15 protein-coding genes are annotated in these 16116 nt (G+C 45.9%); 6 read left to right on the top strand and 9 right to left on the bottom strand.

The window, feature by feature from the left end:
- Positions 1-20: 20 nt before the first annotated feature.
- The 3 genes from QT984_RS17950 to QT984_RS17940 all read left to right on the top strand — a co-directional run bounded on the left by QT984_RS17950 (position 21) and on the right by QT984_RS17940 (position 3459).
- Complete coding sequence (locus QT984_RS17950) at positions 21-785, top strand: Uma2 family endonuclease (protein ID WP_333233714.1); 765 nt, start codon at positions 21-23, stop codon at positions 783-785.
- Positions 786-919: 134 nt separating this feature from the next.
- Positions 920-2236: a homoserine dehydrogenase gene (locus tag QT984_RS17945; RefSeq protein WP_333208217.1), complete on the top strand. Its 1317-nt coding sequence runs from the start codon at positions 920-922 to the stop codon at positions 2234-2236.
- A 371-nt stretch (positions 2237-2607) separates the two neighbouring features.
- Complete coding sequence (locus QT984_RS17940) at positions 2608-3459, top strand: alpha/beta hydrolase (protein WP_333056680.1); 852 nt, start codon at positions 2608-2610, stop codon at positions 3457-3459.
- A 17-nt stretch (positions 3460-3476) separates the two neighbouring features.
- Here the strand turns inward: QT984_RS17940 and QT984_RS17935 are convergent, their stop codons facing one another.
- Both QT984_RS17935 and QT984_RS17930 read right to left on the bottom strand, forming a co-directional pair.
- Positions 3477-3602 (bottom strand): hypothetical protein, encoded by a 126-nt coding sequence (locus QT984_RS17935; RefSeq protein ID WP_333056682.1) that lies wholly within the window; start codon positions 3600-3602, stop codon positions 3477-3479.
- A gap of 29 nt (positions 3603-3631) precedes the next feature.
- Positions 3632-4516: a PhzF family phenazine biosynthesis protein gene (locus QT984_RS17930; RefSeq protein WP_333056683.1), complete on the bottom strand. Its 885-nt coding sequence runs from the start codon at positions 4514-4516 to the stop codon at positions 3632-3634.
- A gap of 92 nt (positions 4517-4608) precedes the next feature.
- Here QT984_RS17930 and QT984_RS17925 point away from each other — a divergent pair, with 92 nt between their 5' ends.
- Complete coding sequence (locus QT984_RS17925) at positions 4609-5163, top strand: Uma2 family endonuclease (protein WP_333208218.1); 555 nt, start codon at positions 4609-4611, stop codon at positions 5161-5163.
- Positions 5164-5249: 86 nt separating this feature from the next.
- Here QT984_RS17925 and trpE read toward each other — a convergent pair whose 3' ends face one another.
- The 7 genes from trpE to QT984_RS17890 form a co-directional block, all read right to left on the bottom strand.
- Positions 5250-6830: an anthranilate synthase component I gene (gene trpE / locus QT984_RS17920; protein ID WP_333054695.1), complete on the bottom strand. Its 1581-nt coding sequence runs from the start codon at positions 6828-6830 to the stop codon at positions 5250-5252.
- Positions 6831-6976: 146 nt separating this feature from the next.
- Complete coding sequence (locus QT984_RS17915) at positions 6977-7837, bottom strand: GNAT family N-acetyltransferase (RefSeq protein ID WP_333054696.1); 861 nt, start codon at positions 7835-7837, stop codon at positions 6977-6979.
- Positions 7838-8010: 173 nt separating this feature from the next.
- Positions 8011-8436 carry a photosystem I reaction center subunit II PsaD gene (locus QT984_RS17910; protein ID WP_333054697.1) on the bottom strand — a complete coding sequence of 142 codons (426 nt, stop codon included), beginning with the start codon at positions 8434-8436 and terminating at the stop codon, positions 8011-8013.
- 299 nt (positions 8437-8735) lie between these two features.
- Positions 8736-9236, bottom strand: coding sequence for a peptidoglycan-binding protein (locus tag QT984_RS17905; protein ID WP_333208219.1), 501 nt, complete (start codon positions 9234-9236; stop codon positions 8736-8738).
- 876 nt (positions 9237-10112) lie between these two features.
- The gene (locus tag QT984_RS17900; RefSeq protein ID WP_333374566.1) at positions 10113-12104 is read right to left on the bottom strand and encodes a DICT sensory domain-containing protein; all 1992 of its coding nucleotides are present in this window, start codon (positions 12102-12104) and stop codon (positions 10113-10115) included.
- A 631-nt stretch (positions 12105-12735) separates the two neighbouring features.
- Positions 12736-13047, bottom strand: coding sequence for a DUF2973 domain-containing protein (locus QT984_RS17895; protein WP_333054700.1), 312 nt, complete (start codon positions 13045-13047; stop codon positions 12736-12738).
- Between the two features lie 158 nt (positions 13048-13205).
- Positions 13206-13535, bottom strand: a complete 330-nt coding sequence (locus QT984_RS17890; protein WP_333054702.1) for a DUF2605 domain-containing protein — start codon at positions 13533-13535, stop codon at positions 13206-13208.
- Between the two features lie 396 nt (positions 13536-13931).
- On the opposite strand from QT984_RS17890, the gene QT984_RS17885 reads away from it, so the two are divergent.
- Positions 13932-14081, top strand: coding sequence for a hypothetical protein (locus tag QT984_RS17885; protein ID WP_333054703.1), 150 nt, complete (start codon positions 13932-13934; stop codon positions 14079-14081).
- Complete coding sequence (thrS, locus tag QT984_RS17880) at positions 14074-15903, top strand: threonine--tRNA ligase (protein WP_333208221.1); 1830 nt, start codon at positions 14074-14076, stop codon at positions 15901-15903. Before QT984_RS17885 ends, thrS begins: the two co-directional genes overlap by 8 nt.
- Positions 15904-16116 lie beyond the last annotated feature (213 nt).

Here is a 16116-nt window from a genome sequence, read left to right as displayed (position 1 = left end):
AAGCTCACCGAGAAAGGGAGATGACTGACATGACCCTAATTTCTACCCAAAAACTGACCTTTAAAGAGTATCTGGACTACCAGGGAGAATCAGGTGTTTGTTATGAATTATATCGGGGACATATCATTGAAATGCCAACACCGACAGCTATACATATCAAAATCTGTGAATTTTTGGTTTACCAGTTCCGGCGCTTCTTTGCATCACACAACCTACCGCTAGTTGTCGTTGTCACTACCGCAGTCCGAACCGAGGAAAACTCTGCACGCGTTCCTGATGTTGTGATTTGCACTCAGAGTCTTTGGGAACAAGTCTGTACCCAACCTGGTTCCGCAGTCTTGGACTTTGAAGAAAAACCGCTGTTAGTTATAGAAGTTACCAGTCAAAATTGGCGGGACGACTACATCCGTAAACGGGCAGAATATGACTTAATTGATATCCCTGAATATTGGATTGTAGACCCCAATTTACTAAAAATACGAGTGTGTAGCCGTCCAGAAAATGAAGGCTGTTACTCTCACCAGGAATTTTTGCCGGGACAGCAAGTTCAGTCTGTACAGTTCGCTGAATTTATTTTATCGGTGAATCAAGTGCTATCTCCGCCGCTAGTAGAAGATTTAATTCGAGAAGAAGAAGCACAGCGACAGCAGCTAGAACAGCAAAATCAGGAACTAGAACAGCAAAATCAGCAGCTAGAACAGCAAGTTAATGCAGAACGGCAGCGGGCCGAAAGATTAGCCCAGCGACTCCGAGAAATGGGGGTAGACATGGATTCAGAACTGTGAATTGTCATCTCAATATCCAGATCCCCGACTTCTTAAAAAAGTCGGGGATCTGGATATTGAGCTTACTTAAATGACAAATTGCTTGATTAGCATACAATGATTGTAGGTTAATTGAGTTTCTACGGGTCAAAGTCGTGGCTTTCAAAATTGGTTTGTTAGGTTTGGGTACAGTTGGCGCGGGAACAGCAGAGATTTTGCTCTCCCCAGATGGCCGCCATCCGCTGTTGCAGGAATTGGAAATCTATCGGGTGGGAGTGCGCGATATTTCTCGAACTCGGTCTTTACAATTGCCAGAAAATGTGCTGACAACTGACCTAGAAGCGATCGCAACTGACCCGGAAATTGATATTGTAGTAGAATTGATTGGCGGATTGGAACCGGCGCGATCGCTCATTTTACAGGCTATTGCCAGCGGCAAGCACGTCGTCACTGCCAACAAAGCAGTTATCGCCCGCTACGGGAATGAAATCTTCGAGGCCGCCAACAAAAAAGGCGTTTACGTAATGCTAGAAGCTGCTGTCGGCGGCGGCATTCCAGTCATTCAAAGCCTCAAACAATCTTTAGGTGCAAACCGCATTAAAAGTGTCACCGGCATCGTCAACGGCACAACTAATTACATCCTGACGCGGATGCAAACAGAAGGCGCAGACTTTGCCGAAGTGCTCGCCGACGCTCAGCAATTAGGTTATGCTGAAGCTGACCCCACAGCAGATGTAGATGGATTAGATGCTGCCGATAAAATTGCTATCTTAGCCTCGCTAGCTTTTGGCGGACGCATCAAATTAGCAGATGTTCATTGCGAAGGTATCAGAAAAGTTAGTGCGGCTGATATTGACTACGCCGACAAGCTGGGATTTGTGATTAAATTGTTGGCTATTGCTCGAGAAACCTCCCGCTACAATGGCAAGCAAGCGGAGGGAGAAAGCGAACTGCTGTCAATTCGAGTGCATCCGAGTTTTGTGCCGAAAACTCATCCGCTGGCGAGTGTTAACGGGGTTTACAATGCAATTTTAGTCGAAGGAGAGCCGATCGGGCAATTGATGCTGTACGGGCGCGGCGCCGGTGCGGGCCCAACAGCTAGCGCAGTAGTATCAGACATCATGAATGTCGCGGCTATCCTGAAAACCGAAACTGTTCCGATTCCCCATCCTTTGCTGAGTTGCAGTCACCAACACTACTGCAAAATTGCTCCGATGCAGGAACTTGTTACTCGCTTTTACGCCCGTTTTCTGACGGGCGATACTCCGGGGGTAATTGGCCAACTCGGCACTTGTTTCGGCAACCACAAAGTTAGTTTGGAATCAGTTGTGCAGACGGGAATTCACGGCGATTTAGCAGAAATTGTCGTCGTGACTCACGATGTTAGGGAAGGGAATTTTCAACAAGCACTCGATGAAATTCGCGCGATGGAAGCAGTCGATAGTATTGCTAGCACGTTGCGAGTTTTGTAAAAGTGATTTGCTAGGGGCGGGTTTTACATAGAATATTTGCTAAGAATTGATAATCTATAAAACCCGCCCGAACCGAACCAGATATCATCATGTACCGGGTGCTTGTAGGGGGGGGTTTTACAAACAATAATTCCCTGAAACAAACAATCTCAAAAACCCACCCGAACCCAACCATAAATCATCATGTACATTTTCCGATGTGATGCAAATTTCGGGTTGACGTAGGTTATCGGTGGTGGGGGGCGGGTTTATCTAGATTGTCCGTAATCGTTAGATTTGGTTGGTGAACCCGCCCCTACCAAATCTGGGTAAAGGTATTTTGCAAAAATACCGGGTTTTCCCCCCACAATCAGTTAGAAATGAGATTTGGGATGAAAATAACAAAATCAGATTTTGTCGATCGCCAAACGGGAAGGCATTTGCTAGATTCCCTGTATGAAAAGTTTGCTAAACCCCAACTGCACGATACTTTTAAACCCAATAATCCTTCAATTTACATTCGGCACGGGGAAGGGCAAGTTATTGATGGAAATTATATCATAGAAAAAGTGTTTGAAGACTCTCGGACGGGTTTTTATGCTGAAAGTCGCGTTCCCATTTCTGGCAATAACCCACCTGTTTTAGTGATTCGCGGCTACGGTTCTTGGTATCCTTTCGATCGCGTTTTGGAAGATACGCCCGATGTATTTATGGCAAAACTAGAACGCCAGTTAAAATCGGCGCAAACTGCGGGTGCTATTGATTGGATCAAGCAGCAATTTCACAGCGGGAATCCGCCTGATGTCATCGGAGAAAGTTTGGGCGGCAAAGTTGCTCAGCAAATAGCAGCAAAATACCCGGATTATATTAGATCCACTGTAGTTTTTAATTCTTTGGGCGTTTCGGAAAAGTTAGCTAAAACTTCCACGGCTAACAATGTTTTTCACTACTTTACTTTAGGCGAAAGGTATGCTTTCTGGGCAAATGAAGGTGATTACATACCGGGAACGATTTTTGTGATTTCCCAAAAGGGTAACAACTGTTGTTATAAAATCGAAGAGGCGATCGTCCGAATGGCGCGTTTTGAAGGCAAGTTTCTCAAAAGGCGCGCGATTGTGGCAATATTGGCTCAGTTGCTGTTGCTAAACAGACACAATGCGATCGTCCTCAACAAACGGCGGCCAGTAGTCGTTGAGATCGATCGCACTCAATTGCAAGTTTTCCGAAAAAAGCGCTTTGTTTAAACTCAGACAGAATGGCTTCAGGCCGCAGATGGCTGGTTTTCCCGCGCTGCGACTGCAGGAAGCAGACAAAGTGCTGCGATCGCTATTAGCAAAATTGTAACATCTCGATCGCCAAACAAGCATCTAAATCTAGCTGCGTGCATCTGCGGTTAATAATTCTCTGTTAAAAATTCTACACAAATTCTCCCTTAGCAACCATCACCACCTTACCGCCCACCAAAACTGCTATTTCCCCTTCATTTTGGGCGGCTTGTAACAACAGCAAAGAAGGTCGATCGATTTCATAACCCTGCTCAACTCTGACATCAATCTTTGCTGACCCATAATAAGCGTATTCTACCAAATATCCAGCCAAACAGCCGTTAGCGCTGCCAGTCGCCGGATCTTCAGGAATCCCTAATGAATGGGCAAAAACTCGCACGCTTAAATCATTAATGTCGCTGTAAGTTTCTGGGCAAAATATCAAAATTTCTTTCGCTGACATTGTATCAACTAGCTCAAAATATTTATCTAAGTTGACCTGAGCTTTTTTGAGCGAAGCGAGAGTTTTTAATGGGACAATTATAAACGGCACTCCGGTCGAAACTTCTTGAATTGGGAAGTTGGAATCAATTTCATCTGGTTCTAAATTCAGGACATTTGCCAGACTTTCGGCTGATAAAACTTGACCAAAACTAGGCGGGTTTTGTCGCATCCACAAAATCTCTGCCGATTCATTTTGATAATTAAAAGTAACGGGAATTTGACCGACGGCTAGATTGAGAATTACTCGATCGACCTTTTCGCGAATAATCTCTTGCTGCAACACAAACGCAGTCCCCAAAGTCGGATGACCGGCAAAGGGCAATTCCTTCTTGGGCGTGAATATCCGCACGTCATAGCCGCCATCTCGCGGATCGGGCGATCGAATAAACGTAGTTTCTGAATAATTGATTTCCCTCGCTATCTGTAGCATTTGGGCCTCAGATAGTTCGGCAACTCCCGCACCGCAAAATACAGCTAGTTGATTGCCAGCATATTTTGACTCCGCAAACACGTCAACTATATAAAAATTCATAATTATGCCTTTGGTAAAAGTCTATAACTGATATGTTACATCGATCGCAAGACAGCCGTTAAAATAACAATAAAAACATAGGAGTAATCGCCGTGAGCGTCACGACTGTAAAATGGACGGTTGCAGACTACCACCGCATCATTGCAGCCGGCATTCTGGAAGGGCGAAACGTTGAATTAATAGGTGGAGAAATAATCGAAATGGCTCCCGAAGGAGAATCTCATGCTTACTCTAGCGATGAGGCTGGAGAGTACCTAATTTATTTGCTGGGCGATCGGGCTAAAATCCGCCAAGGTAAACCGATTATCTTGCCCCCAAGCAACTCCGAGCCACAACCCGATATCGCTGTAATTCAACGTTTGGGACAAGATTACCGAGAACATCATCCCTATCCAGAAAACATCTTTTGGCTGATAGAATACTCGGATCATACTCTTAGCAAAGACTTGGGAATCAAGAGCAAGATTTACGCGGAAGCCGGCATTTCTGAGTATTGGGTTGTCAATTTGCGAACTAGGGAATTAATAGTATTTCGAGAGCCTACCAATGAAGGATATCAATCGAGAGAAACTCTGACTCAGGGTAATATTAATCCGCTGGCTTTTCCTGATGTTGCAGTTTCGGTCACTCGAATATTAGGGGCTTAGGTAAATTGGACAATAATGCAATAATTACTGCTGTTTTCTTGTTACCAGGCAGAGCCTGGTAACACAGATCCAGAGGCTCCGCCTCACTATTTCAAACAGCGAATTGCTTCCAACATTCCCCTGGCTTTATTGAGCGTTTCTTCGTACTCCATATCCGGGTTAGAATCAGCCACCAAACCAGCACCTGCTTGCACAGAAACCGAATGTTTGTCACCACCTAAAGAACGAACAACCATAGTCCGAATCGCGATCGCACTATTCAATTGTCCCTCAAAATCATAATACCCGTAAACCCCAGAATACGGCCCCCGGCGACAACCTTCCAACTCGTGCACAATCTCCATCGCCCGAATCTTAGGAGCACCGCTAACCGTACCCGCAGGAAAACCAGCTTTCAACAAATCCCAAGCTGTCTTATCCTGGGCCAATTCTCCCACCACATTGCTCACAATGTGCATCACGTGAGAATAACGCTCAATTTCCATTAATTCGTCAACTTTTACAGTACCGTTTCGGCAAACTCTTCCTAAATCGTTCCTGCCCAAATCAACTAACATGACGTGTTCCGCAATTTCCTTCGGATCTTGCAGCAATTCAGCAGCCAAAGCATCATCTTCTTGAGGAGTTTTACCCCGACGGCGAGTGCCGGCAATGGGTCGCAAAGTTGCTATCTTTTTGCCATCAGCAGTATTTTCCGCCTTCACCATAATTTCGGGACTCGAACCGATAATCTGCCAATCTCTGAAATGAAAATAAGCCATGTACGGAGAAGGATTAATCAGACGCAAAGAGCGGTAAAGTGCAAAAGAATCGCCACTGTATTCAGCCTCTAGTCGCTGCGAAATAACTACTTGAAAAATATCTCCGGCTTTGATATAATCCTTAGCTTTTAAGACATTGGCACAATACTTTTCACGGCTAATATTGCTCGTGTAAGCCAATTCTGTATTTCCGGTTGTGGAACGGGCATCTTGCCCGTCCTTATCTCTTGTGGAACGGGCATCTTGCCCGTTATTGGGAGGTGTCCATTCTATGAGAGTAGATTGGCGGGAAAGCGGCGATTGCAGCTTCTGAACTAGCTTGCCAACGCGATCGCACGCTTGCTGATAAGCATCGGCCAAATCAACGCCAACCTCCCGCAAATCCGCATAGGCGACGACCCAAATTTTCCGCTTCACCTGGTCGAAAATCAGCAAATTATCAACCTGCATCCACAACCCATCCGGCAAATCATTCTCGCTGGCTGGATGCACGGGAACTCGCGGTTCTATCCACTTAATTAACTCGTAACCCCAAAAACCAAATAACCCGCCAATTCCCGGCGGTAACTGCGGCAATTTGACCGGTTGATAAGACTCCAAACATTCAGTTAAAGCCGCAAACGGATCGCCTGTAAATACTTTTTCGGAACCGTCGCGGTAAACTTGAGTTGTGCGAGATCCCTTAGCCTCCAAAATCCACAACGGATCGCACCCTAAGAAACTATAACGCCCAAGTTTTTCCCCACCTTCCACTGACTCCAGCAGAAAACTGTAAGGTTGACCCGCACAAACCCGATACCACGCAGACACCGGCGTATCCAAATCAGCAACCCATTCTTGATACACGGGTACAAAATTGCCTTGTTTCGCCAGTTCCGAAAATTGTGAGAAATCGGGGAATATCATATATATCAGAAGGAAGAAGGAAGTTCGGCAACGGATTATGTAACGGATGTAACGGATGTAAAGGATAGAAGGAAGAAGAAAGAAAGAAGAAGGAAAATGCAATCCTGGCAATAATTTCAGCGATTAAAAGCGTCCTAACCGTCTTGTCAATAAACAAAAGACGGAAAGCAACAGCCATGAGGCTGCTGGTACTCGCCAACCGCCATCACCGCCATCGGCTTGAGGGCGCGCAGCCCCTCTTGCAAACACCAGCGAAACAAACTTGCGTAACGCATCGGCAAGTGGAAAGAAACCTGTGCTTCGGAACTGTACGCGGCCGCCCCCAAGAGCAAAGCCTGCATATCCGCCTCAGTTTCTGCGACGCTGTGGCTCAAAGCCGACACCGCACAAGTATAAGCCACAATCCGACCTTGTTTGCAAGCAACGAAGGGAGAAAAGAAATTCACGGCGTCTTCAATCTCCGAAATTCGATCGCACCTGTATAATTTCTTGCACAAAGCGGCACATTCACCAACATCCTCACTAGCCATCGGGCGCACCTCAAACCCATGGGGCGGCTGGCTGCGAAACTTCCCTTCCATTAACACGAAAGCTTCCTTCACCTCAAAACCCAAAGAAGCGTACAGCGACAGCGCAGCCAGATTAAAAGATTCCTGAACCAAACGGATGCCCACAGCGTCCTGTCCCCGTTCCAGCAAAGCTTTCATGATTTCCCGTCCCGCGCCGCGGCCTTGAAAAGTTCGATCGACACTGACGGGCCCGATACCGCGAATCGGGTTGCGTTCGTCCATAAACCCGCAGCCGACAACCGCACCCTCACTCTCGGCTACTATGCCAAAAAACAACGGACTTTCGATCCGAAGACCAATAATTTCAGTTGAAAACTCCAGCGTCGGAAAATCTGTAGGGAATTGATGGCGATCGGAAATACATTTAAAAGCTTCATAATTAATGCGGGCGCAAACATCGATATCCTGATGAGTTGCTCGCCTGATTACCAGATTCATGGTTAATGTAATTATTAATTTTTATTAAATTTTAATCGCATTTGAAGTTTGCAGTGGCGATTGGGCGATAAAGAAAAAGCTTCTGCCGTCCAAGCGCTACTACAAACTATAAAATGCAAGCTGAGCTTTTCAGGACATACTACCCGAAAATAGCTCAGCAATTCGCTCAAAACCTAAACTTCGTAGGTTTTTTTACCAGTGAACTTGACCTTAATCGGATTGGGATTGCTGCCAATATTGCGGTCAATCTTACCGTTGTAGGGACGACCTTCGTTCACCTTCTCAGGGAACACGCCATCTTTGGGATGCAGGTACTCAGTAGAACCGTCGGGAAACACGCGGTAAATTTTGTAGTTCGAGATTTTGAATTTAGCCCGCAGTTGCTGGCCGCCCAAAGCGATGCACTGCTCCTTCCGGGGCAGATACAGCAGGTTGTCACCTTGACGCATGATTGCAGCGCCGCCTGTAGGCATTTCAAACACCTGTTCCTTGGGGCTAGTCCAAGTGATCGCGTACTTCTCTTCAACTAGCGCCTTGGTCAGCAAGCCGCCGGTGCTGCCGCCGAAAAGAGGGGGTTGTCCAGTGAGTTCTTCTGCCATAAACATATCCAAAGGATTTTTACGGCATCGTATCATCATGAGGCGACACCGCTGTCGAAATTGTAAGGAAAGTTAACAGTTTTTTGCCGATCGATCTCTTCTGATAATTGATAATTAGTAATTAATAATTGATAATTGGTAATTTCCACCCAAATTATAAAACAAAATTAGGCAGCACGAATTCCGAAAAAACAATCCCAAAAAAATAGCAATTATTCTGGTGCTTGTGGGGCACCCGAATAATCGCATATTCTCCCAATTTATCCCCACAGACGATCGAACAATTTACCGCCTCAACCCTAAGTCAAGAACCAATTAGGGTCATAGCCGCGCGGGATTTGGCTCAAAGCAGTCCAAGTTTCTTGATTGACAATCCCGTCGGCCTCAATCCCAAAGCTTTTTTGAAATGCGCGAACAGCTTTATCCGTCAAAGTAGCAAAGTCGCCGTCAACTTTACCGCCATAATGCTGGGAAGTTTTGAGAACTTCCTGAACAGTAGCGACTGCTTCCCCATAACTGCCGAATTTTAGTATCGGCATATTAACTGGAGCTCCAGTATAAAGCGCCTGCCAAGTCAGCGGCCCGACAATGCCGTCCGGCGACAAGAAAACCCGAAACTGAAACAGTTTCACAGAAAACTCAACTGCTTTGTTAAAAATTCCTTTAGCAGGATGCCGATAAAGTTGCAACTTGGTTAGCAGTTGTTCGAGTTCCAATACCGCTTTACCTTGAGAACCTAATTGTAGCTGCGGCTTTTTGGCCATAGGTTGAGTAGATTTCATCTGGATTGTAGGTGACATAATCGATTTTTCTAACCTCTAGGTTTGAGTATTCTTCTGGAAAAAAACTTTTTCCGGGCGAAACATTTGCATTCAAAAAATTTCACGAATCAACACTGGCGTCGGCAGTGCCTCAACAGATTCGAGCTACTTTTACCATCTCGCGACTTGTGAACAGGAGAGTTATACCATTTTAGATTTTAGATTTTATATTTTAGATTTGGCATGACTGATTACTATGGGGGTTTGCAGCTTACCTACAGTTTGATTCTTATTGTAAACTGGTATTAATTTTGGGCAGCATCCCTAGGTATTCCGTCGCCAAACCGGGTTTAAGACGGCAAGCGCATCCTGAATCTGTTTTGATACTTTCGATATTAAAGGTGAACACCGCGTGGTCACATCTCCTTTAAGGCTGATCTCACAGGGTGAGGATTGAGGCCGATCTCCTTGACCTTTGCATCAGAATTATTCATCTCTCTCTTCTCTTTCTCTGCGAGCTCTGCGTTCTCTGTGGTTAAATCCTTCCGATGCCATCGGCATTAATATTAGTCGTTAAGTCCGACAGGGGTTGAAACAAGAGCCTCATAGCTCAAGTCGTCTCAAGACGACTGTAGATTAGTATTTGATATCAAGTCCGGCGTAAATAGCCCCTCATATCAAATTTGTTAGCAGCAGATTTGATATCATGCCAGCGCAGCCGGATTTGATATCACTCGATCGCTACTTGCGCGCTCAGACGCCCACCAACCCGGTTTTTTACAGTATATTCCATGTAAATTTAGTACGGAGAAACCGGGTTTCGAGCAACAGAATCAGTAATCATGCGAGAACTGTAAAGAAACCCGGTTTCTGGGGTATACCTCATAAACCTTGAATACGCTGTATCAATTTAGTCTAAACAATCGGAATAGTAAAGTGAAATTCACTTCCTCGGTCTTTTCCTGCGGAATCTACCCAAATTTTACCGCCCCAGCCGGCAACAATCTGTTTGCAAATTGCCAATCCCAAACCGGTACCGCCGGCGCTGCGGCGCAAAGCTCCTTCTTCTTGATAAAATCGATCGAACACTACTTTTAAACTGTTCGCCTCGATTCCCCTCCCCGTATCGGCTACGAGCACTTCCACCATCCGAGAACCGTTGCATTTCGCTCTTATGGTGACGCTTCCTTGAGGTGTGGTGAATTTGCAAGCGTTGTCTAGCAGTTTGGAGAGCACCTCCACCAACCACTCTCCGTCAGCTTGCACTAAAGGCAATTCTGCGGACACTTCGGCGATAATTTCCGGTAACTGTCGATCGAGTCCGCCCCCCGATCGCACGCTGCTAAGGGCTAAATCCACGCATTCTTGCAGCGTCAGCGATTCTACATTCCATTGGACTCGCCCGCTTTCTAAGTGAGAAAGAGTTAAGAAATCCTGCACGAGTTTCCGCATTCTATCGGCATCACCAAGGGCAGTTTCTAACATGATTTGCCGCAATTCTGGGGGCATATCTGGTTCGGAGTTCAAACTTTCCAAACACACTTGAATCGTAGAAAGTGGGGTGCGGAGTTCGTGTCCGGTGATGGCAATTAGATTGCTGCGAGTGCGGTCTAATGCTTCTAATTGTTGGTTGAGTTCTTCTAAATGAGCGTAGGTTTCTGCTTGAATTAAGGCTGCTCCAAGTTGGGTGGCGATCGCCTCTACTAAAGCAATTTCGTCTTCTTCCCAAGGTAAAACCGCTCGGCACTGGTGCATTTCCACCATTCCCAAAACCCGCCCCTGATAAAGCACTGGCACCATTAACCAAGAGACAATTTGCCAATTTTTTACAGTTTTTTCCAGGAATTGTGTATTGACAATCAACGGGTGTTGTGCTGTGTCTTGGATGTAAACTCGCTCTTGCCGCGCCACCGCGTCGCTCCATATTTGATTTTCCTGCAACAGCCAAGTCTGATCCAGCATGGAACTAGCGCCCGGCCCCAAAAACTCGCGATCGATTTTGACCGCCACATCTGTTGCCTTGCACCGATAAATCAAACATCGGCTTGCCGAGAGGGCAGTGCCGAGTTCTTGGACTGCGACTTCGACGATTTCTTGCGGGTTGAGAGACTGCCGCATTGCCGTGGTAATTAAGTTTACCAGGCGTTCTTTGCGTTCCTGAGCGGCGATCGCGCTGTATGCTTTGAGCAGTTTGTGCTGGCCTGCTTGCAAGTAGGTTACTAAGCGTTCGGTAAAAGCATCGCTCAATTTTGGATTGGGAATTTTTGAGTTTTTTCTCGTACTTATTTCGGGTTTGGCGGCTTTGGAAGTGGCGGATTTCCTCGTTTTTTTCGGTGTTTTGAGTTTGTAAGTCGTTCGCGCTCGATCGATCTTTTCTGCCAATTCCGGGCGATATTTGACAATTCTATCGAGCAACAATGCGGCCGCTTTGGAGCTTACCTCGCGATCGAACGTCCAAATTCCTTCAAATCTGCGAGCTTGATCCATCAACAGTGGCCCGCGATCGTCCTGGTTGTCGATCGGCACAATTTTTTCTTGACAAATCAGGCAAGTTGAGTAGTGTTGCCCCAGTACCACTAAATGCCACTCTTTACTCAATCCGTCCTCCGGTTCAAACGCCACAGTTTCGTGACACTCCGAGGAATTTTTAAAGTCAGTTTCCGGTGCAGCCAGCACGTATACCTGAGAGGAGCGTGAGGCAATTCGCCGGTAGCGGTGAGCTTCCTGGCGGTAGAAGCGCTCTCGCTGAAAGCTGGCAATGACTAGCGGTTCGTCGTCGGAACCCGCCAAAACTAAGTCTTCCATCGCGTGAGACAAGGCTGTCATGGAAGATTTGAAATAAATTTGTGCCCGCAGTTGGGGCAAAGCTTGCAGAAGTTCTGCCAGTAGCGAAATAGGGACGATCATCTAGCCTTAAAAGTGCATTTTTGCCGATGACAAAACAGGATCGATAGGAGGTTTAGAGCGATCCCTTTTCAGTATCTGATACATTTATGCTTGATAACACGACTGTTTAAGTCATATCATGCTAGCCATATCATTTAGACGAATCTAAGCAGAGGTATGCCTCCAAGACCTTGAGTTCATCCCAAAGTCACCTGTTTTTACCTCTAGGTTTTGACGCCAACTCATCTATTCAGGCTTCGATTCGGGCGTTAGCACTCTCACCATTCAGACTTGTTAGGCACTGCTTGCGGATCTCTTGGATTATTATACTATTCTTGAGCTCTTTGATATCAGTGCTATCTTTATCGGTTTTTGGCGATCGATCTGGCTAATCGGCAATTAAACTTTCAAAAATCACAAGTAATTGGCCATTAGCTAAAAACTAACGGCCAATTATTTTGAGGACTTATATCCAATCTGGTTAGATTCGGAATGATGCCAAGGATGCTCGGAAAATTATTATTCCGATGAAGCGCGGAAACGATTTTCACCAAAATCTATGAAGAAAAAGGGTTTCGGACACCTAGCTTGTAAGTCCTATATTTTTTTTGAGGCATAGCGCCTAAGTATAAATGCTGCGGCTGTGGTTGTATTAGGCTAGTTCGCCCCCTTCGTCGCTGCCGCCCGGAGATGATTTGTAGAGAGCATCTAATTGTTCGCGGGCGTCTTGGACAGTCAGCGAACGCATCACTAAAAGCGGCTCATTGACTATGTTTCCGTATTCATCTAAAAGTTCTGGATGCGGTACCGGTTGAGAGCGAGGATAGGATGGGTAGGGATTATTTGCCCTGAACTGTTGAGGGCGCTGGGACTCCATACCAACGGTGACTAGACTGCGGATTAAGTTACCGACCGCCAGAAAGGCAAGAACGGTAAAAGCTAAAATATAAAGCAGGTGCAACATTATCTTCTCCTCCGGGCTAAACAGCCACACAGCAATTTACAAAAGTGTTTCAGCAAGTAATAACTTATTAACTGGAAATCTGTTTGAGGTTGTCAAGTGGGCCGCCACATTTCCCAAGGTTGGGGATTTGACTGCAAATTTAACTTGAACTCGCTTCCTTATTTTCCAGGGGGAGCTGACTGCCATGAGCGAAAGCGTGCCGATACTTGCCAGCATTCGGCGAGCAGTCTGTGCCACGGCATCAGTGCTGCTGTTTCAATCCCAACTTGACCTCCGGTTGCTTGAAATAGAGCTTTAGCTGCGCCTACTTCTTGCTGAGCCTGTTTGACTCGCGCCAGCAAGTCAGATTGATCTTCGTCGCCCAGAAAGGGAATTTCCTCAGTTTCTAAGAGCTTTGCCGATCGATCGAACCAGTAATTGAAATCCTCTAACAGCGGTTCCAGTAACGCTTTGAGCAATTCTGGCTCGGGCAAGTTGGAATTAAGCATGGATCAAAATTGGGTTATTTATCTATTATAGTCTTAGACGGTCTTTACAAATTGTAACATATTTCTAACAAAAATTTAATAATTTAACAACAATTAGCAGGTGGGTGTGAATAAATTAAACTATGCCAGCAGCGATTTTTGAGTCGAAATCCCCAAATTCTGCCAAATTAGGAATGAGAATTAAATAACTTGCATTTTTTGTAGGTTGGGTTGAGGAACGAAACCCAACGCTACGCGGGAATTGTTGGGTTTCGTTCCTCAACCCAACCTACGGAAGTTATTTAATTCGCGATCCTTAGTTCGCGAGCTCACGGTTGCTGAGAAAACAGGTTTTTTCATAGCAAGACGGGTGACAGCCCACCAAAATAGTAAAAAATCCGGTTTCTGAGAGTCGCAGTGCGGGACGCACTAAACGTTGCCACCATCAGGGCTGTTGCTGTAATTTCCCGGAGTGTCCCCCAACCTGAAGTCGGCGCTTACTGCCCCAATCTGAGTAATATAGAAGCAACTGCAACTAAATTAATTGCTAATTCAGCCGATGTCTAGCCCAGAATCCATGTCCCCTCCAGAAGAGTCCGTTAAGATTGAGTTGCCCCGCACGAGTGAGTCGGAGTCACTAAAAAAAATTCGCCACACCACCTCCCACGTTATGGCGATGGCGGTGCAGAAGTTATTTCCCAAGGCGCAAGTGACCATTGGCCCTTGGATTGAAAACGGTTTCTATTATGACTTTGACACTCCCGAACCTTTTACGGAACAGGATTTAAAAGCCATTAAAAAAGAGATGATCAAAATCATCAACCGTAAATTGCCTGTAATTCGCGAAGAAGTCAGCCGCGAGGAAGCGGAACGCAGAATTAAGGAGATTAATGAACCTTACAAATTAGAAATTTTAGAAGGGTTGATCGAACCGATTACTCTTTACCATTTGGGCGAGGAATGGTGGGATTTGTGCGCCGGGCCTCACTTGGATAATACCAGTGAGTTGAATCCAAAGGCGATCGAGCTAGAAAGCCTAGCAGGCGCTTACTGGCGCGGCGACGAAACCAAAGCTCAGTTACAGCGAATTTACGGCACTGCTTGGGAATCTCCCGAACAATTAGCAGCATACAAACACCGCAAAGAAGAAGCATTAAGGCGCGATCACCGCAAATTAGGCAAAGAATTAGGCTTGTTTATCTTTGCCGATCCGGTGGGGCCAGGTTTGCCTTTGTGGACGCCGAAAGGCACTGTTTTGAGAAGTATTTTAGAAGATTACTTGAAGCAAGAACAAATCAAGCGCGGCTATTTGCAAGTGGTGACTCCGCACATCGCTAGAGTCGATTTGTTCAAAATTTCTGGACACTGGCAGAAATACAAAGAAGATATGTTTCCGCTGATGGCGGAGGATGAGGAAGCGGCAGCAAACGAACAGGGTTTTGTGATGAAACCCATGAATTGCCCTTTTCACATTCAAATTTACAAAAGTGAATTACGTTCCTATCGAGAATTGCCGATGCGCTTAGCGGAATTCGGCACAGTTTACCGCTACGAACAATCGGGAGAATTGGGCGGTTTAACGCGGGTGCGCGGCTTTACGGTGGATGATTCCCACTTATTTGTCACGCCGGAACAGTTGGATGCTGAATTCTTGAATGTGGTGGATTTGATTCTGTCAGTCTTCAAGAGTCTGCAACTGAAAAACTTTAAGGCGCGTTTGAGTTTCCGCGATCCGAACAATTTAGAGAAATACATCGGTTCCGATGAAGCTTGGGAAAAGGCTCAAGGTGCAATCCGCCGCGCGGTGGAAACTTTGGGAATGAATTATTTTGAGGGAATTGGGGAAGCGGCTTTTTACGGGCCGAAACTCGATTTCATTTTCCAAGATGTCTTGGATAGAGAATGGCAATTAGGAACTGTTCAGGTAGATTACAATTTGCCCGAACGTTTTGATTTGGAATACGTTGCTGAAGACGGCATTCGCAAGCGTCCGGTGATGATTCACCGCGCTCCTTTCGGTTCTTTGGAACGTTTGATCGGGATTTTGATCGAGCAGTATGCGGGGGATTTTCCGCTGTGGTTAGCGCCGATTCAGGTGCGGTTGTTGCCTGTCAGCGCTGAGTTTTTGCCGTTTGCGAAGGAAGTGGCGGCGAAGATGAAGGCGTTAAATATTCGCGCTGAAGCTGATGAGGATAGCGAGCGTTTGGGCAAGTTGATTCGCAATGCTGAGAAGGATAAAATTCCGGTGATGGGTGTTGTGGGTGCGAAGGAAGTTGAGGCGAATAGTTTGAATATTCGGACGCGGGCTTCTGGGGAGTTGGGGGCGATTTCGGTTGATGAAGTGATTGGAAGGTTGCAGGCTGCTATTAGCAGTTACGGCGATTTTTAGGGAATTTTAATCGCAGATGCACGCGGATTAACGCAGATGATAGTTTGATATTGTCTGCGTTTTTCTAATCGATCGGCTAAAATCATATAATTAGGTAAATTAACAGGAGTTAAATTAATGGCTAATCCGTTTCCAGGGCAGGGTAAACGCATCTAAATTAAGTTGACAGAAAATCATATTTGTGCATGATTTGTTTTTTATAAAACAATTCTT

The sequence above is a fragment of the Microcoleus sp. Z1_B2 genome (assembly GCF_036700325.1).
Lineage (GTDB): Bacteria > Cyanobacteriota > Cyanobacteriia > Cyanobacteriales > Microcoleaceae > Microcoleus.
This window is presented reverse-complemented; position numbering and strand designations above follow the sequence as displayed.

Coding starts and splice junctions, on each gene's coding strand:
- QT984_RS17940 (WP_333056680.1), top strand. CDS start 2,608: ATGAAAATAACAAAATCAGATTTTGTCGATCGCCAAACGGGAAGGCAT.
- QT984_RS17910 (WP_333054697.1), bottom strand. CDS start 8,436: ATGGCAGAAGAACTCACTGGACAACCCCCTCTTTTCGGCGGCAGCACC.
- QT984_RS17950 (WP_333233714.1), top strand. CDS start 21: ATGACTGACATGACCCTAATTTCTACCCAAAAACTGACCTTTAAAGAG.
- QT984_RS17895 (WP_333054700.1), bottom strand. CDS start 13,047: ATGTTGCACCTGCTTTATATTTTAGCTTTTACCGTTCTTGCCTTTCTG.
- trpE (WP_333054695.1), bottom strand. CDS start 6,830: ATGATATTCCCCGATTTCTCACAATTTTCGGAACTGGCGAAACAAGGC.
- QT984_RS17930 (WP_333056683.1), bottom strand. CDS start 4,516: ATGAATTTTTATATAGTTGACGTGTTTGCGGAGTCAAAATATGCTGGC.
- QT984_RS17905 (WP_333208219.1), bottom strand. CDS start 9,236: ATGTCACCTACAATCCAGATGAAATCTACTCAACCTATGGCCAAAAAG.
- QT984_RS17915 (WP_333054696.1), bottom strand. CDS start 7,837: ATGAATCTGGTAATCAGGCGAGCAACTCATCAGGATATCGATGTTTGC.
- QT984_RS17900 (WP_333374566.1), bottom strand. CDS start 12,104: ATGATCGTCCCTATTTCGCTACTGGCAGAACTTCTGCAAGCTTTGCCC.
- QT984_RS17890 (WP_333054702.1), bottom strand. CDS start 13,535: ATGCTTAATTCCAACTTGCCCGAGCCAGAATTGCTCAAAGCGTTACTG.
- thrS (WP_333208221.1), top strand. CDS start 14,074: ATGTCTAGCCCAGAATCCATGTCCCCTCCAGAAGAGTCCGTTAAGATT.
- QT984_RS17935 (WP_333056682.1), bottom strand. CDS start 3,602: ATGCACGCAGCTAGATTTAGATGCTTGTTTGGCGATCGAGATGTTACA.